Origin of the sequence: Crateriforma conspicua (assembly GCF_007752935.1) — a bacterium.
Lineage (GTDB): Bacteria > Planctomycetota > Planctomycetia > Pirellulales > Pirellulaceae > Crateriforma > Crateriforma conspicua.
Genome location: NZ_CP036319.1, coordinates 5,100,210 through 5,124,065 on the forward strand (window position 1 = coordinate 5,100,210; position 23,856 = coordinate 5,124,065).

Genomic DNA, 23,856 nt, shown 5'->3' on the forward strand with positions numbered 1-23,856 from the left:
TTTATGACACGGGCACAGCGCCAGGCTTAGAACAGGAACGAGGACTCGGCAAAGGCGGCATCCAGGTCGTCTTCGTCGATATCAGCCATGACGTTTCCACCCGCTGCCATCGTTTCGCCCGCACGTGATTCGGATTCACCGCTGCGGGCCAATTCATTGATCACCCACAACGCGTCAAATGACGTGACGTCGTTGTCGCCGTTGACGTCGTAAAACCCACCAAACCGCACCGTGGCATCGGCAGCCAACAATTCGCCGTACCGCGATAAGAAATTGATGATCTGCAGGGCATCAAACGCGGTGACATCATTGTCGGCATTCACGTCGTGCCGGGTCATCTGATTCTGCAGCGGACGTTGGCCGGCCCCGACGACGACCGAAACGGTTTCGTCGGTAAACAGTTCCGGATCATTCTCGCTGATCAGTCGAACATTGATTTCGTGAGGCCCGATCAACGATGAAGGCAGGATGCCTTCGATCACGCCCGTCGCAGCATCGAACTGGACCCAGCGCGACATACCGGCCGATTCCAAATCGATCTGCAATTGCCAGGGATCATTTTCGGGGTCACTGGCATAGCCGGCCGGCAATTCAAACCGATACGGCTCGCCAGCCACCGCGGCGGGAGGCGTCAGTTCCAAATCAAACTTCGGCGGTTCATTGACGTCTTGAATCACCAATTCGATGGTTGCCTCGGTCGACCGAGGTGGGTTGCCCGTGTCGGTCACCCTAACATCCAACGTGTATTGGTTTCCGCTTTCGTAATCCAGCCGGGCGTTCTCGTTCAACGACAACAAACCGGACGAAAACAGCGTGACCATCCCCATTGCCGTGCCACCGATCGCTTCAAACGCCACCCCCTGACCGCCCTCCGGATCGAATGCGGACAACATGGCCAAAATCCCCGTCTTATTCTCGGGGACTTCTACGACGGTGGTGGTCAACTGTGGAGCTTCGTTCACATCGGCGACAAACACCGTCACGGTCGCGTCATCGAACAAGGAGGGCTGGCCATTGTCGGTCACGCGAACTTGCAAATCGACACGACTGACGGTTTCAAAGTCCAGGGACTGTGCCACCAACAACTTACCGGTGGATGCTTCCACTTCGAACAGTCCGGCATCGTTGCCACCGACAATGGAATACTGAAACACAGTGTCGGCGTCCGGATCCTGTGCGAACAACTCCCGGACGACTGTCCCGATCGGTTGGTCTTCGGCAACAAACGCCGTCGCATCGCCAAGGCTTGGTGGCTCATTGGCATCGGTGACATTGACGATCACCGTTCGGTCAGACATTGCACCGCGTGAATCGGTCGCGACAACGACCAATTCGAATTGCTGCTGCGTTTCGAAATTGAATTCCGCATTTTCGGTGACAGTGATTTGCCCCGACACCGCATCGATGGCGAATTCGTCCTGCGTTCCCCCCAAAGTAAACGTGATCGAATCGCCGTTGGGATCGCTTGCCGTGACGGTACCGACAACGGTGCCCGCCGCCGAGTCTTCGGACACGGCGAATTCAGCCGAATCAATCGCGGGCGGTTGGTTCGGACCCGCGGTGAAATCGAAGACAAAGTTCTCGTATTGCTGGACGTTGATCGGCTGGATCGATGACACCCAGTTCTCGTCCAACAGTTGAACGTTGTATTGACCTGGGAATAGGTGGCGGATGTCGTAATCGCCATTCTCATCCGTCACGGCCGTCGGTTCGTGTTGCCAGTACTCCAGCCGATCGAAACGCCCGAACGGTCCGCCTTCCTTGGTGTCGACCGGGTAATCGTTATCGGCAAAGGCAAATACGTATGCGATGTTGTCTTCACCAGAAGACACTTCGATCGTCTGTCGCGCACTGTCGACCAACAGCCCGCTGACCGTTTCGTCGATCAGTTGCCCGTCGACCGTATAGGCCTGCAAACGTCCGTAGACTTTTGACAGCGGGTTGTCGTCGCCGATCGCTACGATCGACGCGCGATTGACCGGCCGATAGAAATCGATCCGCAAAACATTGCTGTTTTCAAACCAGTCGATTCCGCCTTTGGCAAAGATACGGTTGGTCCGCTCGTTGGGAAAATCTTTCTCCCGCTCGGCGGTCACTTCGTGCGCGGCAAACGAGCCCAAGGCAAAGTTGGTAACCGTGGCACCGTCAAACGCGTTCAGCAGCGGCACACCGGTATTCGTGGGCGTGCTAACGTCGTCCGGATCGACAACGAAGTGCAAATTGTCTTGTTGTCCATTGCCATTGGTGTCGGCCAAGACGGTCACATTGGCGATCCCTTGATTGATCTCGCCGCGGATCGTGCCCCGAACACCGCCGACAAAGTTGGGTCCGCCGACGTGGTCCAAGTCGCGTCCGGCATACGGAAACTGGCTGGGTTCACCGAACAGATTGTCGGCCAGCGCCCACCGAGCCGGATCACCCGCTGCGGCCTCGTTTTGCACCGTTCCGACGACCCAATCCTCCGGCAAACTGCGGCTGGATTCGCCGACGCGTCCCGCATAGCCGAACCCTTCGGTACCAATGACCGCGGTGGCCTGGGGTGCATTGATGGCGGATAGCCCCGTTCCGATTTCGGCATAGACGATGTTTCCATACGCCAGGTCGCCGCGCCCGACAAACGGGTGCAGCGATATCGAATCATGAATTTGCCACGTCGCGGCGATCGCAGGGTCGATCACTCCGTCGTCGTTGGTGTCGATATCGGTCCCCAGCGTCGGCTCATTCCCGGTTTGGACCAAAATGTAAGCGTTGGCACCGATGATGAAGTCGATTCGTTCCGACAAATCATGGGTGTCGCTGTACAAGTCTCCCGGCAAACCGCCGAATCCCGTCTCGGTCGAAACCAGGGTGTTCGCCGCGGGATCGGCCACGTGCGGACTGTCCTTTTGCAGCATGACCAGGTATCCGTTGGATCCGAACTGCTGGCCGCTAAGATCGAACTTGCCGTGGATTTCGCCTTTGTTCAGACCACGCTCGCTGACGACCAACAGGTAGGTGCCCTGTTGCAATGTGGCGTTCGGCTGGCCGCGCAGTTCCACCATTTGCGTGGTGTCTTTGTCACCGAACAATGGATCGACCAACAGTTCGCTGATGTGGGCCGCCAGCAAACGGCGGCTGTCCAAAGCTTCGATGGCCAGTGGGCGGCGTCGCGAACGGACTTTCTTCATCGCGGATTATCTCGACATCGATGTGGGAACAAGGGCCCCACAGGATACCTTGCCGAGAAAATCAATGCACAGCTGACCATGCACTCAAATTGGGCATGGCCGCGGTTCAAACGATCACATTGCGGAATCGGTACGCGATCGTGGCCGCGTCAGAACCAGGGGCTCAATAGTCACCGCGTTCATCGTCATCGTCGTCGTCATCATCGACGTCACGATCCGGGTGCAGCGGATCGTCAGCGTCAAAGAACAGATCGGCCAACCCCAGCGGTACGGCGTCACCGCCCAGAGTCCGGCTTTTCCGCTGGGCCAGGGATTCCAAGTCTGCCGCGTCTTCACCCAGGCATTTTTCCAAAGCTTCCCGCCAAGCGGCATCACGTCCGATCGGGTGAGTCGGGTCTTGGGTCAATCGTTTCAGCGCGTATCGCAGCAGGTTGATCCCGTCGCGTGGCGAAAAATCCAATTTCAACTCATGCGACCGCTGCAAAAATTCCACCGTCATCGCCAGCATTTCCGGCTCAGCGAATGGCAGGTGGTATTGCAGGATCGCCATTTCGTCCTGCTTGTTGGGAAACCCGACTTTCAATGTCGGCTGTAGACGGCTGAGGATGTAATCGGGAATCTCGAACGTTGATTCGTCCTGATTCATCGTCACCGCAGCGCGAAAATCTCGATTGGCGGGAATGGTGATTCCAGCCACGATGGATTCGACATACCGGCGGCTATCGAACAATGGCGCGACCGAGGCCCAGGATTTTTCGTTCATCCGGTTGCCTTCATCCAGCACGCAAACGCCGCCCAACAGCATGGCCGAAACCAGCGGCGACGCGTGGTATTCGATTTCGCCGCCCCGGCTGAGCACCGGAGTGATCAGCAGATCTTCGGGGCGTGTGTCGGCGGTGCACTGATAAATGAACAGCGGCAATTGCTGCTGATTCGCCGCGGCGATCGCCAACTGCGTTTTGCCGACACCAGGAGAACCGATCAAACGCGGCGTCAGCGGCAGGTCGTTGTCATCCACAACGATCCAGCATGCCAACAGCTGCATCAAAATCTCTTGTTGTCCGATCCATTGTGCGGGCGCGCTGTGGGGCTGTGCCAACTTCAGCGACACGCCATCGATTTCCACGTGACGATTGTCGGTCATCATCGGCTGTGCTTCCGAATGATCCTTCATCATGCCCCCGCCGATGCACCGGTCGTTTGACCGCCAGATTGCTGACCGACCGGTCGATCGGACTCGTCCGGCGGTGATGTTGGTGGTGCCGGTGCTTCTCCCGCCACGTCATCGGCTTGCACCGGAGATTCACCCAACTTGGATGCCGCACGTTCTTCTTCCACCGCGGCCACCAGTGCAGCAATGTATTCGTGAATCGCATGATCGCTCAGGTGATCGATCTTCCATCGTGTCAGGCTTTGAACGAAACCTCGCCAACGGTCGTGGCGTTTCTTCACCATCCCCAGTTCGCCGATTTCGCCATGCCGGTTGATGTAGACTTCGTGACCGTTGTGGCGATATCCCATCCAAGCCGGCGGCACGCGAGTCACGATGTCGTTGTTGTTGACGTACCGATAGTGATCCAGGCTGACGTAGTTCACGTATCGTTTGTTGCCGACGCGGGGGCTGCCGAAGGTGTAAAGCTGTTCGGGCATACTGGCGATGTGGGAAAGGTAACAGCGTCCGGCACAAATGGTGGCCATGGCTCCGCCCAGACTGTGGCCACAAAACCACAACGGCTGGTCGTTGCTGATGAGCGCGGCCTCCAACATCGGCCACAGATCGTCGACTTCGCGTTTGAAACCGCGATGGACCTTGCCCACCGTTTCGGCCAAGACGCTGGCGGCGTTGGCATCGGCACGAATGTCATTCCATTCGTTCGGTTCGGTACCGCGGCACGCGATCACGCAATCGTGTTCGTTTCGGAAACGATACGCCTGGGAACCGTCGTTGTCGTACAGGTTGGATTCGGGGAACCCCGCCATGGACGCGGCGACCGAGGCTTCCTCCGGATCGTTGTATGCAACCATCGAAAGCTCGGCGAACAGCAGCGACCGCTGCATAAACGTCATTTCACCGATCGGTCCCTTGACGTTGGAATGAATGACGACGGGGACTTCGCCCTTGTCATGAACAATCTTCGTCATCGGTCGCACTTCCTTGAAGGAACCATTTCAGAAACAAAAAGACCAACGGGATCGTCGGGACACAAAACAAAAGCGGGGGGCCGCCGGACGATCCACTTCAAGTTACCGCGAAATTGGTCCACGCAAACCGGCCCGGCCGGAAGGTTTGCCACACAAACCGTCGGAGTGAATCGTCGGTATCGCGAAATTTTAACACGGCTTGAGCGAATCGATCTGCAAGGCGCTGCCCGTCTGCAGCGGTCCTTGCCGTGGGTGCCCCCCGTTGATGTCCACTTGAATCGTCAAGTGACGACGCCAATTTTCGTCGTCGCTTTCGGGATGATCGGTACGGAAGTGAACGCCCCGCGATTCGGTCCGTGCTTGGGCGGCGGCGACCATGCACTGGGCGGTGGTGATCATGTTCTGCAATTCCCAGCCGCCGACCGTATCGAATTGGTGCGCCATGACGTACGCGGCGAACGAATGGATCGAATTGGCCGCTTCACGCAAGCCCTCGGCACTTCGTTCGACCCCGACCAACCGGCCCATCAGACTTTTCAATGACACACGGACATCGGCGACATCGAATTCAGTGGTGCTGTTCTTGACCGCCGACTGGATCCGCTGAGCCAACAGCCGGTGGGGGCCCTCGGCGGCTGACCGTGACGCAGCTTCACCGGCATACGCACCGTACACCAAGCCTTCCAATAAACTGTTGCTGGCCAGTCGGTTGGCCCCGTGCAGCCCCGAACTGGACGCTTCGCCCGCGGCCCACAATCCGGGCAACGACGTGCGACCCTGTCGATCCACCGTGACGCCACCGATCGCGTAATGGGCACCGGGACGCACGGGAATGCGGTCCTTTGCCAAATCCAATCCGAACCGGGCACACACATCGGCGATCCCAGGGAATCGTTCGCGGATGCGATCACCATCCAAGTGGGACAAATCCAAATAGACGCTGGGATGCTGGGTGCGGGACATTTGCCGGACGATCGACTGGCTGACGATATCCCGCGGTGCCAATTCGGCGCGCGAATCGTATTCGGGCATGAAGCGATGCCCTTCGCTGTCGACCAAGTAGGCGCCCTCGCCACGCACCGCTTCGGTGATCAACGATCGCGACGAACCGGCGATGTACAACACCGTCGGGTGGAACTGGACGAATTCCATGTCCCGGAGCTCCACGCCGGCACGGTATGCCAATGCGGTGCCATCACCGGTGGCTACCGGCGGATTGGTCGATTCGCGATAGACCTGGCCGGAACCGCCGGTGCACAGAATCGTTTCTTTAGCCCAGACCATCATCGGCCGTGTGTCTTCGTTCTTTTCGCCACAGCCGACGACCACCGCACCGCGGCACTTGCCTTCGTAGGTCAGCAAGTCCACCGTGAAGGTGTCTTCCAAGATTTCGATGTTTTCCGCGTTCCGCGTCCGTTCGATCACCGCACGCATGATTTCGCGTCCGGTCGCATCGCCGTGGGCGTGCAGAATCCGTTGGTAACTGTGACCGCCCTCGCGTCCCAGCGCGATCGCGCCTTCGAATTCGTCGAATTGGGTTCCCCACCGGATCAATTCTTCGATCCGCTGGGGGCCGTCGCGGACCACCATTTCGACGACTTCGCTGTCGCATAGATTGGCACCGGCGACCAGCGTGTCGCGGATGTGGGAATTGAAGCAGTCTTCGGGGTTGATGACGCTGGCGATTCCCCCTTGGGCGTAGTTGCTGCTGGATTCCCGCAACTGATCCTTGGTGACCACCAAGACCGACTGGTTAGGCGACACGGCGTTGGCGGCACGGAGCCCCGCAAGTCCGCCACCGATGATCAAGACATCGGCGAACCGATGCAGCGAACGGCGCGAATCAAAGGGCAGCAAATATCGTGGGGTCATAGTGGTCGCAGGTCTTGATCCGCCGAAACAGGTTGATCGCCATCGAAACGTTGGCGGCGTGTCGACAGCCGTCCGTTATAGCGGATACGCTTGTTTAACATGAGCACACCCCCAACATCGTCACGGCCCGAGCCGCCAAAAACCCCGCCACCGGACGCCTCGTCTGACCCGGCCGACACTGCCGCCGAAGCCCCCCAGCAGGCGGACGATTCGGGACAGCCCGCGATGGATCCCCAAGTGAAAAACATCCAGCCCGGCGGCGGGATCGTGATGTCGATCGAATTGGCCTGGGGCCGTTTACGGCGAGCTTGGTTGCGAAGTTTTTTTCCGGGCTATGTCAGTCGAATGCAGTCACTGCGCCAGGGTGACCGTGGCGACTTGCCTTTCGATCCCGTCGACCCGCGGGACGTGAAGTATTTCCGCAACCAGGCGACCTACCATTGGGATCAGGCCGACGATCCGTTTTTTTGGCGTGAAAGTCTGCCGTTCGTCCGCGTGGGCCTGGCCGAACTGCTGATCTTGGGCGGCGGCATGTTGTTGTTGGCCTTGGCGGCCGGCTGGTTTTGGTGGCCTCTGGCGATCGGTCCGCTGATCGTCGCGGGTTTGATTGTGTGGTTCTTTCGCGACCCCGCGCGTGCGGTCCCCGAGGGCTTGGGGACGGTCGTCGCACCGGCCGACGGCAAACTGGTCCAGATTGAACGCGTCGAGGACCCGGAATTGGGTGTGTGTATCCAGTTCGGGATCTTTCTTTCGATCTTCAACGTGCATGCCAACCGCGCGTCCTTGCCCGGAAAAGTCGTGGCGATCCGCTACCGCCCCGGCAAGTTCTTGAACGCGTTGCGTCCCGAATCCGCCAAAGAAAACGAGAATTTGGACGTTACCGTCGAATTAGACGCCGGCGAAATTCCCGGGCCGATCGCGTCACGCCGGTGCCGCATCCGTCAGATCACCGGCCAGTTCGCGCGGCGCATCGTGTGCTGGGTACGTCCCGGTGACGTTTTAAAGCGTGGCGAAATGTTCGGCATGATTAAGCTGGGGTCGCGGACCGAACTATTGATCCCCGACGACCCATCGCTCCGTGTCGTCGCCCAATTGGGACAGAAAATCGCCGCCGGAAACACGGTGTTGGCAAAGTATGAGTGAAATGACACGCGGACTGATCGATGACGCCCAGCGGGACGACATCGATTCCGACGCCGAGGAATCGCTTGACGACGGGCCCCTGGGCGACGAGACGACCAACCCTCGATCCCGCCGCCGGGACCGACGTCGACGCCAAGCCAAGAAGCGGCGCAAGGTCATGCTGGCCGTGCTGCCCACGCTGCTGACCCTGGGCAACGGTGTCTGTGGATTGGCGGCCATTGCGATTGCCATGAGCACGACGCTGCAATGGCCGGACGAACAAAAGCTGTTTGCCGCCGGCATCCTGATCTTTGGCGGAATGGTGTTCGATGCGTTGGACGGATCGGCGGCGCGACTGACGGGGCAGGCCAGCCAGTTCGGCGCAGAACTGGACAGCCTGTGTGATGCCATCACCTTCGGCACCGCACCGGCGGTGATTGTTTGGCAGATCAGCGACCGGTTGCCCCAGCGTCTGACCTGGGCCATCGGAGTGCTATTCACGTTGTGTGTGCTGATCCGGCTGGCCCGATTCAACGTCGAAACGGGCGAAGACGACCCGCACGACGGGTTTGACGGTTTGCCAAGTCCCGCGGCGGCAGGCACCCTGGCGGCGTTTGCCATCGCCATGCCAGACCTTGCCGATTTGCAGACCAAGGAGGCCCTGCCGAGTTTCATCCGCGCCGCCGCGACGTGGTCGCTGGATGCGTCGCACTATGTCATCCCCTGCCTGGCTCTGGCGTTGGCTTTCCTGATGGTATCGCGTTTCCAGTATCCGCACGTCGTCCGCCAGTGGATCGGCGGCCGTCGTCCGCCACACCAAATCGGCCAAGCTCTGTTCGCGGTCTTTTTGGTCTTCTTATTGCACTGGGTCGCACTGCCGATGGTGTTTTGCTACTTCGCATTCGGTGCGCCGATCAAATCGCTGTGGTCACCCACCACCGCCGACGGTGAATCGGCACTGTCCGAAGCGGATTCGTCGGCGGAGGATACTTTTTAGGTCCGCCGTTCCCGACGGAGCCGACACAACCGTCGATGCGGTGTGATTCGTGTATACGGATCGTAATACTTTCTTCATGATTGACCGTGCGAAGCGGACTTTTGCGACACGTAAACCGATACCTGCCTGATAGTTAGGACGTTTTCGTGGCCAAACCAGCATGACTTGACGCCTCCGGCTGGGCACCAAACAGTGGGCGTTGACAGCGAATGTCACGGGACGCGTCTGCACGACCGAAGGGGCATTCAGATACGGATACACGGATCGCAACCTATGATCAGCGACATTCAGTCCAAACCGCACCCGAAACGGCCATCGTCCGACCGGCGCGGCCGCAAAACGTCCAACAAGCCGGCATCCAGCCCGCTGTACCACCAACTGGTCCCGGCGTACGAAGCGCTGTGGCCCGCCGTTTCCAAACGGCGGATCGCGGAGAACATCGCGGCTCTGGACATCGCACCGGCCACCCAAGTTCTGGAGGTCGGGGTGGGAACAGGTTTGTCGCTGGACACCTACCCCCACCACATTGAATTGACCGGCGTGGATCTGTCGGTCCCAATGCTGGCCGAGGCCCAGGAACGCATCGACAAGAACGACTGGCAACACATCCGTGTCATGCCGATGAACGCGGAATCGCTGGACTTTGAAGACGACAGCTTCGACTTGGTCACTTCGTTCCACACCGTCAGTGTGGTCAATGATCCCCGGGCGATGATGCGAGAGATGGTCCGCGTTTGTCGCCCCGGCGGTCAAATCTTGCTGATCAATCATTTCCGCAGCAAAAACCCGCTGATCGCCGCGGTGGTCGATTCCGCCGGCAACCTGACCAAGCATTTGGGGTGGCGGACCGATTTGCGTCTGGATCCCTTGCTGGACCAGTTGCCGATCCGCCTGGAAGACCGCTTCAAGCCCAAGCCCTGGTCGCTGTTCACCGTGCTGCGTGCGACCTGTAAAGTCGATCGAATGGAATCGGCGGTCGATTGCAACGACTGATGCGCCGGCGGGTAGAATGCGGAACCACTGCCTTGGTTTCCTTCCTTCCCCAACCACGCATCAACGACCGCAAATGAACCATCGCCCCTGGCTTTCCGCCGCCGTCTTGGCCGTCCTGGCCTGCGTCCCGATGACCTCCACACAAGCTGATGAACCGGAGCTGTACGAAGTCCGGCACTACATCCTGGGCGAACAAAGCGACGCCCAAGCGTTGGACCAGTACCTTGCCGACGCTTTGATCCCGGCACTACAGCGTCAAGAAATCGGTCCTGTCGGCGCGTTCGCCTATCCGGAATCTCTGAACCCCAACGACAACAAACGTTTGTCCGACCGGGTCGTTGTGGTCATCCCCTACAAGAGCGCCGCGGACATCGCCAAGACAGCCGCCGCGCTGTCCAGCGACACGCAATACCTGCAAGATGCCGACGCGTACCTGCAGCGTGCGCACAACGAACCAGCGTTCCAGCGGATTCAAACCGAACTGCTGGTGGCAATGGACTGCATGAAGCAACTAAACGTACCCAGCGGCACGCTGGACAATCCCGACCGCGTGTATGAGTTGCGTCTGTACGAAAGCGCCAACGAGCGACTGGCGGCCAAAAAGGTGGACATGTTCAACAACGGCGAAGTCCCCATCTTCTTGGATTGCGACATCCAACCGATTTTCATCGGTCAATGCTTGGTGGGTCCGCAACAGCCCAGCCTGACGTACTTGACCGTTTATGAAAACGACGAGGCACGCAACGAAGCGTGGAAAGCGTTTCGCGTCCATCCGGACTGGAAAGTCCTTAGCAAGGACAAGCAATATGCCAACACGGTCAGCCGGATCGACAAACTGGTTTTGACACCCAAACCGTATTCACAAATGTGATGACGTGAATCGCCGGTGCAATCCGGCGCGGCGGCAAGCGTGAATCAGTAGCCGAATCCGGCGCGGAACATGAACGCACTGCGGGGTGAAAAATCGTCCTGTGGATTGAACTTGTAGTTCACCTCGCGATCCCAGACGTAGCCAAATTCAATGAAGGCACGTCGGCGGCCCGAGCGGATCAATTCGCTTTGGCCCCATTCAAAGCCAAACATGGCCCGCAGGTCGTTCATCTCGACATTGTCGCTGGTTCCGTCAGCTCGCTCGATCGTCCAGGCACCGCCGCCGTATTCGCCACCGATGTACCACCAGACGTCTTGCGTCCCGATGGTTCGCCAATAGTGCGCAAACTTGGGCTCGGGGAAAAAGATGTCACAGCGTTTCAGCGGATTCGGTTGCCAAAGCAATCCGCCGGCGGGCAATAGCTGAATCGTATTGCGATCCAGATAGTAAATGCCCAACTTCAATGTGGACGCCGGCGTCAATCGAAACGACGCCAAGCCCTTGCCACGGATCCGCCATGAATCGCTGTTCATGGTTTCAAAGTCGGTGAAGACGCCCGTACGGATTCCCAGTTCGACACCGAACATCTGATTCGGATCGGTCTGCCATCCGAAATCCAAAAATCCGTCATAGGCTTGTCCGGGCAGATCCGGACTGACCGGGCCGCCGGGACTGATCGGCCCATCCCACAGACGCAGCGAAAACGACGGGACGATGTACAGCGGGCGTCCCGACGCGATGAAGTTTTGACACGCGAACGCGGCCGAGAAATCAAAGATGTTTTGGTTCACGTCTTCGGCACCGCTGCCACGACCGATGTACGTGTAACGCATCCGAGGCCCTTGGAACCGACGGTAAGCGTTGTAGATCATCGGGTCCTGGGCGATCACACTGCCGATCGACGCACCACCAAACATCCCGTTGGGGAACAACGTCGACGGCGATCCCTGAGGATAAATGCTGGACGGATAAGCCCCCGCGCCGCCGGGGCCGGGTGCATAGACCGATCCGCCACCGGTCGGCGGATAGTTGTAAATCGATCCCGTGTAGGGTGCCGCGGTCGTCGCACCGTAAGCATTCGGTAACGCACCACCGGGCGGCGGCAACGTCGTACTTCCCGACGAAAGTGTGCCGCCGGGATAGGTGGCCGGCGGCCCCGAAGAAAACATCTGGCCAAATAAACCGCCGTTGGGATACCCCGATCCGCCAGCGACCGGTGGCGGTGTCGTCGGCATTCCCAACGAAGCACCGGCCGACCCACTGGTCGAATACGGATCGAACAGCAATCCACTGCCGTTGGTTCCGCCACTGTATGCGGGTGGTCCGATCGGCGTTAAATCGGTCTGAGGCGAATCGATCGGGGACGGATACCCACCCTGTCCACGCGCGTGGTTCGGGCCGGCGACCATGCAAAGCATCGCCACCACCAACGCGCAGCACCAACGTCCCGGATCTCGGGCCGCCAATGTTCGGCGATCACGCTGATTCGTGAACTTCATCGCGAAGGTTGCCACGGTCGGTGAATTCAGGACGTTGGGTAAAAAGCAGCGGGGGTGAATCGGCAGGCAAAACTCGGCCGTGTCGACTACCGCTGCGACAGACTTGAACGGAACTACCGATTTTTTGCGAATTCGGTCAAGATGAATGCGCACCGGGTCCACCCACAATCCAAATTCCGCCCGCTGACGGGGCGTCCCAGACGGGCCAGGACTCGGCAAAGTCCCCGCTACCCGAAGTCACAGGTTTCTGGAATTCCCTGTTCGCCGCTGGCCGCAACCAACGTTTCCCGCCCCCCGTCTTTCCGTCTCTTCCTTTCCACCCAGCCGATCGCACGATGGACGTCCTAGATGTCGACAAACTTGCCGAGTACTTGCACCTGACGCCGGCTCAAGTCAACAAGATGGCCAACCGCGGCAAATTGCCCGGTCGCAAAGTCGGCGGCCAGTGGCAGTTCAACGAAGCGGAGATCCACCACTGGCTGGAGGAACGGATCGGGTTAAGCGACGACGATGAACTGGACAAAGTGGAAGCGTTGTTGGAGCGCAACCACGGCGACGCGGGTGATGCCACGTTGTCGCAGCTTTGCCCACCCAGCAACATCGCCGTCCCGCTACAGGCGCGGACGCGAAGCAGTGTGATTCGGTCCATGTGCGATCTGGCGTCCACGTCGGGATACCTGTGGGACGCCGCGGCGATGTCCGAAGCGGTCAAAACACGTGAAGAACTGCATCCCACCGCCTTGGATTGTGGCGTCGCGTTGCTGCACCCGCGTCGTCCCCAGACGTCGATCCTTGCCGAATCGGTCCTAGCCCTGGGCATCTGTTCGGCGGGCATCCCGTTCTCCTCGGGCCGTGGCCATCTGACCGACGTGTTCTTCTTGATTTGCTCTTACAACGACTCCGCTCACCTTCGTATCCTCGCGAAGCTCAGCCGTTTGGTCTCTCAGCCGGACTTCCTTGCTCATCTTCGGTCCGCAACCTCTGCCGATCAGGCTTGGCAATCGATCGTGGATTTTGAAAGCTGATCGGCCGTCGACGCAGTGCAGTGCCCAACGCCGTGTCGAAACGAATGAAACGACATCGATGATCCAACCGTCCGCCGCTCGTAAGGAGATTTGTGGCGATGCCTTGTTCAATCACCAGCCCCGGCACCCTGCTGTGGATCGGTCCACGCCGTCGTGTGGAAGTCCAACGTCTGTCGACGGTTGCCGAACACGTTTGTCCACAAGTGGCGTATCGTTCCGATTTGCAGGACGCCGTTGATCGCCCGGCGGCATCGGTCCGCTTGGTCATGATTGTTAAATCAAAGTCGGGCGAAATGGACGCGGCCACTCTTTCGACGATCGCGGACGTCTATCCGTCGGCTCAGCGTTGGATCGTCAATACGTCGCTGTGCCAAACGGTGCCATCGGCGCGGCGCGACCCAAACACGGTCCCGATGTCTTGGCGGATCGCCGCGGATCGCTTGCAGGAATATTGGACGTCCCCCGCAACCGAAGCCAACCCGATGGTCGCGAAAGCTGCGAAGGACACCATTGGAACTGGCTTGAATCGACCCGCCGCCGTTTTGGTGCTGGCCGACCGTTTGGCCACGGCTGACCATTGGATGGACTTGGTCGCCGCCGATGGCCACAGCGTTTGCTGGGCCAACAATGTTGAATCAACCTCGGTGCGAAACATCGATCTTTGTTTGTGGGACGACAGCTTGGCGGCCCCCACCGACGTCGCGACTTGGCGTACCCGCATCCGACAAGCGGGTCGGTGCACGCGATCGAGTGCTCGCCATGGGTGGATGACGGTGTTGGCAACACCCCAGCAAATCCAAAGCGCGCGGGATGCCGGGGTCGACACAGTGATTGCAAAGCCGGGCCCTGTCGCGGCGGTCCAACGTTTGCTGCGAAACATGGTCGGCGTGCCACCAACCCAGTCGAATCCCCAAGCCAGTCCCCGCCGCGCGGCGTGATGCCGCAGGCCGACCGGATGCGGCTTGGCCACGCGAGTCCTGCAAGGGATCAAAGACAACGGGTAGGATGGCACCGTCGCGATCCACTATCCATTCACCCGATTGTTACGGCATGTCTGAACCGTCCGATTCGACCGACGCTGCGCACGCGTCCCATCAAGACCACTTGGGAATTCCAACCGGTTTGCGACCGGTGATCGTCGGTGAAGCTCTGATTGATTCGTTTCCCGACGGCCGTGATATCGTCGGCGGCGCTCCGCTGAACGTTGCCTGGAACTTGCGTGGATTCGGACGCGATCCCGTCTTCGTCTCAAAAATCGGAAACGACAATCGTGGCCGACTGATTTTTGACAAGCTGAAACAGTGGGGCATGAACACCGACGGTGTGGTCCGCGGCGATGACCGAGAAACCGGCATCGTCAAAGTCACGTTGACCAATGGCACACCCGATTACGATTTGGTGTACCCGGTGGCGTACGACTTTATTGACGCCCCCGGCGATTTGACCGTCCAGCCACCTGATGCCTGTCTCCTGTACCTGGGAACGCTCGCTTGGCGTCGCCCCGAGTCCATGGACATTTTGCGATCGTGGGTTCAATCGAACGGAACGTATCGCTTCATCGACATCAACATGCGCCCGCCATGGGTCCGTGACGATGTAGTCGACTGCATTGCCAGGGACGCCACGTTTTTTAAGCTGAATGATGAAGAGCTTTCATCGATGACAGGTCAGGCGATTGCACCGGAGTCGCCTGAGTTTCATCAACAAGTCTCCGATGCGGTCGCCCGCTTGCGTGACCGCTGGAATTGCCGGACGTTTTTTGTGACCTGTGGTCCGCACGGTGCATTCGCCGTCACCCCGGATGCCAGCGTATTCGTTCCGGCACCGAAACTGGCCAAGATGGTCGACACGGTGGGTGCGGGCGATGCGTTCGCCGCGGCCACGATCGACGGTCTGTTGTCCGGTCAATCAATGGAAGCATGCTTAAATCAGGCGATCCAGTTCGCCGCAAGGATTTGCCAGAATGCCGGCGCGACATCGACCGACGGGAATCTGTACCAACTGGAACAATATCGCAGTTGAATCTGCTGCGGCGACACTCGATCCCTTCACCGCCGACCTGGCCAGTGGGCGACGGACGCCGACTGGTCATCCGCTGCGGTTTGATGCATGATCTTGATCGATCGCCCTCTCGCCAGGGCCCCCCGCCGTCCCATCGGGGTGACGCTGCCAAGTCCTGGCTTCCAGCCCGCGGCAGGGCCGCCCAAGCGGACGGCGTTTCAATGTCACACCGGCCCTCGTTCCCTCATCTCCTGTATCGATGATCATTCCCGAACCGACCGTGACACCAGAATCGCTGTTGCCCGCCATCAGACGCATGTGGGAAGCATCCGCGGCGAAACTGGAAAGTCTGGAAAACGATTACGACAAATCCCAGGGTACGCCCGTCTTCACCATCGGCGGCCGCTACACCACCCGAGGCTGGACCGAATGGACCGAAGGTTTCGTCTACGGGTCATCCGTATTGCAATACGATGCAACTGACGACGCTGCTTTCTTAAAGATCGGCCGCGAAAACACGGTCGACCGAATGGCGACGCATGTCAGCCATGTCGGCGTTCATGACCATGGGTTCAATAACCTGTCCACCTACGGAAACCTGCTGCGGTTATGCCGCGAGAACCGCATCCAAGCCTCGGATTGGGAAATCAGGTTTTATGAACTGGCGTTGAAGACGTCGGCGGCCGTCCAGGCGTCACGCTGGACACAGCTTTCGCCCAGCGAAGGCTATGTCTATTCCTTCAATGGCCCCCATTCGCTGTTCATCGATACCATCCGATCCTGTCGGATTTTGATGGTCGGCCACGCGCTAGGACACGTGTTGATGGGCGAAGGTGACCAACCGATTTCGTTGGCCGGCCGCGCACTGACGCACATCCGAACGACCGACAAATACAACGTCTATCACGGAACCGATCGCGATCGTTACGACGTTCCCGGACGGACCGCGCATGAAGCGGTGTTCAACTTGAACGACGGTTTGTTCCGATGCCCGAGTTCACAGCAGGGCTTTTCGGGTTTAACGACATGGACCCGTGGATTGTCCTGGGCCATGTTGGGCTATGCCGAACAGTTGGAATTTCTACGGGATGTTCTGGCGTCATCGAACGTCGATTCATCGGAATTGCAAAACGCCGAATCCATGATGCTGGAATCGGCCCGCCAAACTTGCGACTTCTATCTGGCCAACAGCCCGACCTGCGGCATCCCTTATTGGGACACCGGTGCCCCGCAACTTCACCGGTTGGGTGATTACTTGAACCAGCCGGCCGACCCGTTCAATCAGTGGGAACCCGTGGACAGTTCGGCTGCGGCCATCGCGGCCCAGGGGCTGCTGCGTTTGGGTGATGTCCTGCAACGTCGCGGCGACGATGATGCCGCCAAGTACCGACAAGCTGGACTTCACGTGACCGCCAATCTGCTGCAGGAACCGTACCTCAGCACCAGCAACGATCATCAAGGATTGTTGCTGCATAGCATTTATCACCAGCCGCGCGGCTGGGACGAGGTCGCCGAAGGCCAATCGATCGCCAATGGCCAATCTTGCATGTGGGGTGATTATCACCTGCGTGAACTGGCCTTGTACGTGCAACGTTTGGCCGACGATACGCTAACCGACTACACGTTTTATGGATGCTTGCCGTCGTGAACCAGTCGAAGGAAAAAGCCCTAAAGGTCGCCTTGATTACCGGCGGCACCCGCGGCATCGGACTGGGAATTGCCAAAGCCCTCGCCAATGAGGGCTACGCACTAGCGATCAATGGCATGCGTCCGGCCGAACAAGTTGCCGACGTCTTGGATGGACTGAAAAAACAGTCGCCGGCGGTGCATTATTTTGCCGGTGATATTGCATCCACACAGACACACCAGATGATCACCGACGGCATTGAAGAAGCTTTCGGTGGCATCCATGTCCTGGTCAACAACGCCGGCGTCGCGCCCAAAGAGCGCAAGGATTTGTTGGAAGCGGACGAAGATTCATACGAGTTCGTCATGGGGACCAACTTGAAGGGGCCCTACCTTCTGACCAGCCGAGTCGCCGCTTGGATGGTCCGGCAAAAGACGAACGACGCCGATTACCAAGGCTGCATCATCAACGTGGGCAGTGTCTCCGCGACCATGGTGTCAACCAATCGCGGCGACTATTGCTTGGCCAAAGCGGGCGTGGGGATGATGACACAACTGTTCGCCGCTCGAATGGGCGAACTCAATATTCCGGTCTTTGAAGTGCGTCCCGGTATCACCAAGACGGACATGACCGCGACGGTGACCGACAAGTATGACCGTCTGATCCGTGACGGCATCTGCGTGACGCAGCGGTGGGGATATCCCGAGGACACCGGTCGCGTTGTCGCATCGTTGGCACGCGGCGACTTTGCCTACAGCACCGGGCAGGTCATTCATGTCGACGGCGGGCTGACGATTCCACGTCTGTAAGTTCAGCGTGGGCATCACACGTCGCGATCAACGACCTTCACTTGACTCAAGTTTTCTCACTACTTTTACGAATCACCCTAGGTTTTTGCAGTGGCCACGGTTCCCCAGGATGTCATCGAAAAACACCGTTTGGTTCCCGTAATCGTGCTGCAGGATGCCGGCCATGCCGAACCGCTGGGCCGAGCATTGGTCAGCGGCGGTCTGCCCATCGCCGAAGTCACCTTCCGCACCGATGCGGCAGGTGAAAGCATCCGGCGGATGGCGGAAAATCCCGATTTGTGCGTCGGTGCCGGAACCGTGCTGACGACCGAGCAAGTCGACCAAGCCCAGGATGCGGGTGCGTCCTTTATCGTTTCGCCGGGTCTAAATCCCAAAGTCGTTCGCCACGCGCTGGATAAGGGCATCCCCGTCTTTCCGGGTGTCAGCAATCCATCGGACATCGAAATGGGATTGGACTTGGGCCTGAACACTCTGAAGTTCTTTCCGGCCGAAGCGGTGGGCGGCGTCAAATTGTTGAAGGCGGTTTCGGCGCCCTATCATCATGTCCGCTTCATTCCGACCGGTGGAATTTCACCCGCCAACGTCAAGGACTACCTGCAACTGGCATCCGTGCTGGCGTGTGGCGGTAGTTGGATGGTGCCGCAAGATCGTATCACGCAATCCGACTTTGAATCGGTGGAGCGATTGGTTGCCGAAGCTGTGACGTTGGCGACCCCAAACTGAACATGCAGCCCTGACTTTTGTCCGCCCCCGCGACTAACTCCCCCAACTCTTTTCCATTCGCTGAACGATCGACATGACTATCAATCTTCGTCCCGCTGATCAGTGCCGCTATGACTTGGTCTCCCTTGGCGAAGTCATGTTGCGTCTGGATCCCGGTGAAGGACGCATTCACACGACACGGCAATTCCAAGCGTGGGAAGGCGGCGGCGAATACAACGTCGCCCGCGGATTGCGTCGCTGCTTCGGCTTAACGACGGGGATCGTCACCGCGTTGGCTGACAATCCGATCGGTCGTTTGGTGGAAGACCTCATGCTGACCGGCGGCGTGGACACGCAGTGGGTGCAATGGTTCGACTATGACGGAGTCGGCCGCACCGTCCGCAACGGACTGAACTTCACCGAACGCGGGTTCGGTGTGCGTGGTGCCGTCGGCGCGGCCGATCGCGGAAACACGGCGGCGAGCCAGTTGAAACCCGGGGACATCGACTGGGACGACTTGTTCGGCAAACAGGGCGTTCGTTGGTTCCACACCGGCGGCATCTATGCGGCGCTCAGCGAAACCACCCCCGACGTTGTGCTGGAAGCGGTCCAGTCAGCACACCGTCATGGGACCGTCGTTTCCTATGACCTGAACTACCGCCCATCCTTGTGGCAGGCCATCGGCGGCCACGCCAAATGTCAAGACGTCAACCGCAAGATTGCCCAGCACGTCGACGTGATGATCGGTAATGAAGAAGACTTCACCGCTTGCCTGGGATTCGAAGTCGATGGGGTGGACGAAAACCTTAGCAAGCTGGACGTCACCAATTTCAAAAAGATGATCGAGCGTGCCACCGCCGAATTCCCCAACTTCAAAGCGACCGCGACGACCTTGCGCGGCGTGAAAACAGCATCGATTAACGACTGGAGTGCGATCGTCTGGCACGCCGGCCAGTTTCATCAGTCACGACAGTACGAAGATCTGGAAATCTTGGACCGTGTGGGCGGTGGCGACAGCTTTGCCAGCGGCCTGATCTACGGCTTTTTGACTACCGGCGATGCCGCGGAAGCGGTCCAGTATGGTGCCGCCCACGGGGCACTGGCCATGACGACACCGGGTGACACGTCGATGGCCAGTTTGAAAGAAGTCGAAAAACTGAAAAGCGGCGGCAGCGCTCGCGTCGTCCGCTAAGCAAACGCCCCGTTACGGATTCGACGAATCTTCGCCAAGTGCCGCCTGATAATCGATTTTCAGCGGCGGCGAGGCACTGGATTTCTTCTGCAAAAATTCTTGCATCCAGCGCAACATCCGCAGGTTGTAATCCAGCCGTGCCGCGGCTTTGCGATTGCCGTGACCTTCGCCTTCATACATCACCAAACGCACCGGCGCCTGATCCAACGTCTTTAGATGTCGGAACAATTCCAAAGACTGGGACGGGTGGACGCGGGGGTCGTTCTTTCCGTGCAAAATCAGCGTCGGCGTTCGGTTCTTTTGCACGTGATAGATGGGACTGCTTTCTAAGAAGTAGTCCCAGTCGTCCCACAAGCGTTTTCGATGGTGCACCAAGAACATTTCTTCGGGGATGTCGGTCGTCCCGACCTTGGAAACGTTGTCGCTGATCCCCACAAACATCACGCTGGCGGCGAAACGATCCGAGTAGTACGTCGTGCCCCAGGCCGACGCAAAACCACCGTACGATCCGCCGGTGATGCCCACCGCATCGGGTTTGGTGATTCCGATGTCAAGCAAATGGTCCACGCCATCGATCAAATCGGAAAACTCTTTTCCGGCCGCGTCGGCCTGGCCCATCATTGAAAATTCGACGCCGCGACCGGTGCTGCCGCGATAGTTCGGATAGAAGACGGCAAAGCCCATGGCCGCAGCGGTTTGACCGGGCCGTGCATAGCTGGTCAACCACGCATTGGATTCGTGCGATTCCGGACCGCCATGGACGTACATGATCGTCGGATACTGCCGGCCTTGGACATAGTTCAGCGGATACATCAGTACGCCTTCCAGTTCCAAACCGTCGGCGGCGGTCCATCGGATCGGTTCTTGGCGTGCGAAACGCATTTCCGAAAGCCACGGATTCGATATCGTCAACCGCTCTGGTGCATCTCCTTGTTTCTCAACCGCGAATACATCGGGAGGATGGTTGGCGGATTCACCGACCAGGACAAAAGAATTGGCATCGGCCGCCTTTGTCATGGCGTCAATCACCAATTCGCCACCGGGTTCGATCCAGTCGTTTCGCTGGCCATCGATCGTGACTGTTCCCAAACGCGATGACACACCTTCGGCGGCCGAATAAACCAGCGTGGTGTCGTCGATCCAAGCGATCGATTCAACGTGCGAATCGTCTTCCGGCATCAGATCGCGAATTGCCGGTCGGTCCGCATCCCCTGAAACAACGTCGGCAATCACCAAACGTCCTTCGTGGGGATCATGGATATCCGCGCTGCCGACCAACGCCAATCGTTTCCCATCGGGGCTCCATGCCACTTGGCCCAGCTTTCCGACGTGTTCAATCTCACGAATGATCTGGCCCGATTCCGCATCGGCGATGTGGACTTTTTTGGCCATGTAGTGATCGTCAATCAACGGCGTCGGCGCCAGAACCACCGCCAGTTCTTTACCGGACGGGCTGAAGTGGATTTGCGACGCAGCCCCCGGCAATTCAAGCGGCTTTGCTTGTGCATCATCCTTGCCGTCCAGGACATCGTTGACCGTAGGCAACTTGGACAGCCACACCAACGTCGCCGAGACATCTTCTTCGTAAATCTCTTGATCGAACCCCTGATCGCGCAACTTCTTTTCGTCCTCAGGGACGGGCTTGGTGGCCAGGAACGCGATCGATTCTCCGTCGGGAGAAAGGGAATAAGATCCAATTCCCGTCTCGTGCGTTAGAACACGAATCGCTTCACCGCCATCGATGGCGATGCGATACAACGCACTATGATCATCGCCCGTTCGCTTGGCGACGAAATAGATTGCCGATCCGTCGTGACTCCATGCCGTCGACGACACGTTGACGTGGCCGGTCACGAACGGACGTGTTTGCCCGTCACGATCGACCACATGCAATTCGGTCCATGCGGGACCATTGTCATCGCTCATCGGACGGCGTGGCACCGACAACAGGTAAGCCACCTGCGATCCGTCGGGCGACGGTTTCGCATTGGTGACGTAACGAACTTTTGCGACATCCGCGGGGCTAAAGCGACGCAGTTCGCCGGATTCGGATCCACGGTCTTCTGACTGGGCCTGCAAGGTACCGGCGGCAAGCACCGGCCATAGGACAAGCCATCCAAAGGCGACCCGCCATCGTTGTTTGGTCATGATTCACTCACACAGGGAAGTCGGACTGAAGGTCAGCAGGACAATCTTAAAGGATTGCCCCAGTCCGTTTCAGGACGACGACCTGACCAGTCAGTGCATCCCCGTGATCGGCGGGCGCCCCAACGCCCGCGCAAAGATCACCGGCGGGCGTTACCCCTGCGGCTTCCAGGCTTGTTTGGGGGCGGATTGCCGGCCTAAGTACTCCAACAATTCCTGAACGACTTCCGGGTTTTCCGCCGCAACATTTTTGGTTTCCAGCGGATCGCTTTGATAGTCGTACAACTCCAAATCCACGCCCTGGTCGCCGCCCTTGATCGCGGCCCACTGAACCAAGCGGTATCGAGGCGTCCGAATCGCTCGCCCCAGCCGACCACTGCGTGGATAGACATGCGTGATGAAGGGGCGGGTCGTCTGCTTGGGATCGCGAACCACGGCGGCAAAGCTGCGACCGTCCAGCCCGAGGGGTGCATCGATGCCGGCCAATTCGGCCAAGGTGGGATAGATGTCAACAGTTTCGATCAAGGATTGCGTGGCCTGTCCCTTTGCGCCTTCGGGTGACGCCACCACGACGGGGATCCGCGCCGCCTGTTCGTAATTCGTGTGCTTGCACCACATGTCGTGATCGCCCAAGTGCCAACCATGGTCGCCCCACAGCACAACAACCGTCTGGTCGGCAAGTTGCAGACGATTCAATTCATCCAAGACCTTTCCGATCTGCGCATCGATGTAGCTGGTCGCGGCGTAGTATCCATGAATCAAATCGCGGGGCATCGCTTTTGGCAGCGGACCTTCGTTGGGCACATCGCTGTAGCTGCGCAGTTCGCCCCAGTTGGTCGGCGCATAATCGGGTGCCCCCTGTGGAGCTTGTCGATATTCCGGCATCGGCAGACTTTGGGGATCGTACAAGTCCCAATACTTTTGTGGTGCGATGAAGGGCAGGTGAGGCTTTAAGAATCCGACCGCCAAGAAGAACGGCTGCTCGGAATTGGATGCCGATTGTTGCAGCCGCCGCACCGCTTCATCGGCGATCTTCCCATCGGAATAAGTATCATCCGGCACATCCGCCGCTTCGGTCGCCGGACCACGCAGACGCCCACGAGAATCCTTCACCCGATTCGCCAAGCTGTCGGGATGCACGTATTGGGAACCCTTGGGACGCCACGACGGAACCGTCCAAGTTTGCTTGTCGTCATGATTGCCGTGTCCGGTGTGATAGATCTTTCCCAGGCCTTGGACTTGATAGCCAAACTTTTGAAAGTGTTCGCCCACGGTTACCACATCGGGCACCGCGTCGCGGAAGTGGGTCGACAGGTCGTACACGCCGATCGTTTGCGGACGCAGGCCCGTCATCAGCGAATTGCGACTGGGCGAACACACCGCTTGGTTGCAATAGGCCGATTGAAAACTGACGCCGCGTTGCGCCAACGCATCGATGTTCGGAGTCACCGCCACCGGATCACCGAAACATCCGATGTTGGGTTTCAGGTCATCGACGCAAATCATCAAAACGTTTTTGGGTGAATCAGCGCCGGCGGTGCCAACCAACAGCGTGATCACCGCGATCCATCCACCAAGCGGGGCACGAAAAATACGACGACAACTGACAACATTCATTGGATGGTCCACCAGGCGGGAATTTTGTTGGACGGGGCAGGGGGGATAGGATGACGACGAGAATTTCGATAGTCG

General features: G+C 58.8%; 18 protein-coding genes. 11 read left to right on the plus strand and 7 right to left on the minus strand.

Features of this window, described 5'->3' with window-relative positions; all coding sequences use genetic code 11:
* Positions 1-26 precede the first annotated feature (26 nt).
* From Mal65_RS18645 to nadB, 4 genes are all read right to left on the minus strand, one after another.
* Positions 27-3,167: a cadherin domain-containing protein gene (locus Mal65_RS18645; protein WP_145300987.1), complete on the minus strand. Its 3,141-nt coding sequence runs from the start codon at positions 3,165-3,167 to the stop codon at positions 27-29.
* A gap of 163 nt (positions 3,168-3,330) precedes the next feature.
* Positions 3,331-4,314 carry an AAA family ATPase gene (locus Mal65_RS18650; RefSeq protein WP_231131171.1) on the minus strand — a complete coding sequence of 328 codons (984 nt, stop codon included), beginning with the start codon at positions 4,312-4,314 and terminating at the stop codon, positions 3,331-3,333.
* A 26-nt stretch (positions 4,315-4,340) separates the two neighbouring features.
* Positions 4,341-5,309: a lipase family protein gene (locus Mal65_RS18655; protein ID WP_145300994.1), complete on the minus strand. Its 969-nt coding sequence runs from the start codon at positions 5,307-5,309 to the stop codon at positions 4,341-4,343.
* Between the two features lie 189 nt (positions 5,310-5,498).
* On the minus strand, positions 5,499-7,181 hold the full coding sequence (gene nadB / locus Mal65_RS18660; RefSeq protein ID WP_145300997.1) for an L-aspartate oxidase: 1,683 nt from the start codon (positions 7,179-7,181) through the stop codon (positions 5,499-5,501).
* A 99-nt stretch (positions 7,182-7,280) separates the two neighbouring features.
* Here nadB and Mal65_RS18665 point away from each other — a divergent pair, with 99 nt between their 5' ends.
* From Mal65_RS18665 to Mal65_RS18680, 4 genes are all read left to right on the plus strand, one after another.
* Entirely contained in the window at positions 7,281-8,324 is a 1,044-nt protein-coding gene (locus Mal65_RS18665; protein ID WP_196784285.1) for a phosphatidylserine decarboxylase, read from the plus strand.
* Position 8,325: 1 nt separating this feature from the next.
* Positions 8,326-9,300, plus strand: coding sequence for a CDP-diacylglycerol--serine O-phosphatidyltransferase (gene pssA / locus Mal65_RS18670; protein WP_231131172.1), 975 nt, complete (start codon positions 8,326-8,328; stop codon positions 9,298-9,300).
* A gap of 273 nt (positions 9,301-9,573) precedes the next feature.
* Positions 9,574-10,293 carry a class I SAM-dependent methyltransferase gene (locus tag Mal65_RS18675; protein WP_145301003.1) on the plus strand — a complete coding sequence of 240 codons (720 nt, stop codon included), beginning with the start codon at positions 9,574-9,576 and terminating at the stop codon, positions 10,291-10,293.
* A 73-nt stretch (positions 10,294-10,366) separates the two neighbouring features.
* Positions 10,367-11,164 (plus strand): NIPSNAP family protein, encoded by a 798-nt coding sequence (locus tag Mal65_RS18680; RefSeq protein ID WP_145301006.1) that lies wholly within the window; start codon positions 10,367-10,369, stop codon positions 11,162-11,164.
* 44 nt (positions 11,165-11,208) lie between these two features.
* Here the strand turns inward: Mal65_RS18680 and Mal65_RS18685 are convergent, their stop codons facing one another.
* Entirely contained in the window at positions 11,209-12,663 is a 1,455-nt protein-coding gene (locus tag Mal65_RS18685) for a hypothetical protein (protein ID WP_145301008.1), read from the minus strand.
* A 335-nt stretch (positions 12,664-12,998) separates the two neighbouring features.
* On the opposite strand from Mal65_RS18685, the gene Mal65_RS18690 reads away from it, so the two are divergent.
* From Mal65_RS18690 to Mal65_RS18720, 7 genes are all read left to right on the plus strand, one after another.
* A complete protein-coding gene (locus Mal65_RS18690) occupies positions 12,999-13,688 on the plus strand; it encodes a PTS sugar transporter subunit IIA (RefSeq protein ID WP_145301011.1) in 690 nt (229 codons plus the stop codon).
* 98 nt (positions 13,689-13,786) lie between these two features.
* Complete coding sequence (locus Mal65_RS18695) at positions 13,787-14,626, plus strand: hypothetical protein (RefSeq protein WP_145301014.1); 840 nt, start codon at positions 13,787-13,789, stop codon at positions 14,624-14,626.
* Positions 14,627-14,738: 112 nt separating this feature from the next.
* A complete protein-coding gene (locus tag Mal65_RS18700) occupies positions 14,739-15,710 on the plus strand; it encodes a carbohydrate kinase family protein (RefSeq protein WP_165701378.1) in 972 nt (323 codons plus the stop codon).
* Positions 15,711-15,948: 238 nt separating this feature from the next.
* A complete protein-coding gene (locus Mal65_RS18705; protein WP_145301020.1) occupies positions 15,949-17,337 on the plus strand; it encodes a glycosyl hydrolase in 1,389 nt (462 codons plus the stop codon).
* Entirely contained in the window at positions 17,334-18,125 is a 792-nt protein-coding gene (locus Mal65_RS18710; RefSeq protein WP_196784286.1) for a 3-ketoacyl-ACP reductase, read from the plus strand. Before Mal65_RS18705 ends, Mal65_RS18710 begins: the two co-directional genes overlap by 4 nt.
* A gap of 90 nt (positions 18,126-18,215) precedes the next feature.
* Entirely contained in the window at positions 18,216-18,848 is a 633-nt protein-coding gene (locus tag Mal65_RS18715) for a bifunctional 4-hydroxy-2-oxoglutarate aldolase/2-dehydro-3-deoxy-phosphogluconate aldolase (RefSeq protein WP_145301025.1), read from the plus strand.
* 73 nt (positions 18,849-18,921) lie between these two features.
* Positions 18,922-20,019, plus strand: coding sequence for a sugar kinase (locus Mal65_RS18720; RefSeq protein WP_145301029.1), 1,098 nt, complete (start codon positions 18,922-18,924; stop codon positions 20,017-20,019).
* A gap of 12 nt (positions 20,020-20,031) precedes the next feature.
* Here Mal65_RS18720 and Mal65_RS18725 read toward each other — a convergent pair whose 3' ends face one another.
* On the minus strand, positions 20,032-22,167 hold the full coding sequence (locus Mal65_RS18725; protein ID WP_145301032.1) for a S9 family peptidase: 2,136 nt from the start codon (positions 22,165-22,167) through the stop codon (positions 20,032-20,034).
* A gap of 150 nt (positions 22,168-22,317) precedes the next feature.
* Positions 22,318-23,781 (minus strand): sulfatase, encoded by a 1,464-nt coding sequence (locus tag Mal65_RS18730; protein ID WP_196784287.1) that lies wholly within the window; start codon positions 23,779-23,781, stop codon positions 22,318-22,320.
* Between the last annotated feature and the right edge of the window lie 75 nt (positions 23,782-23,856).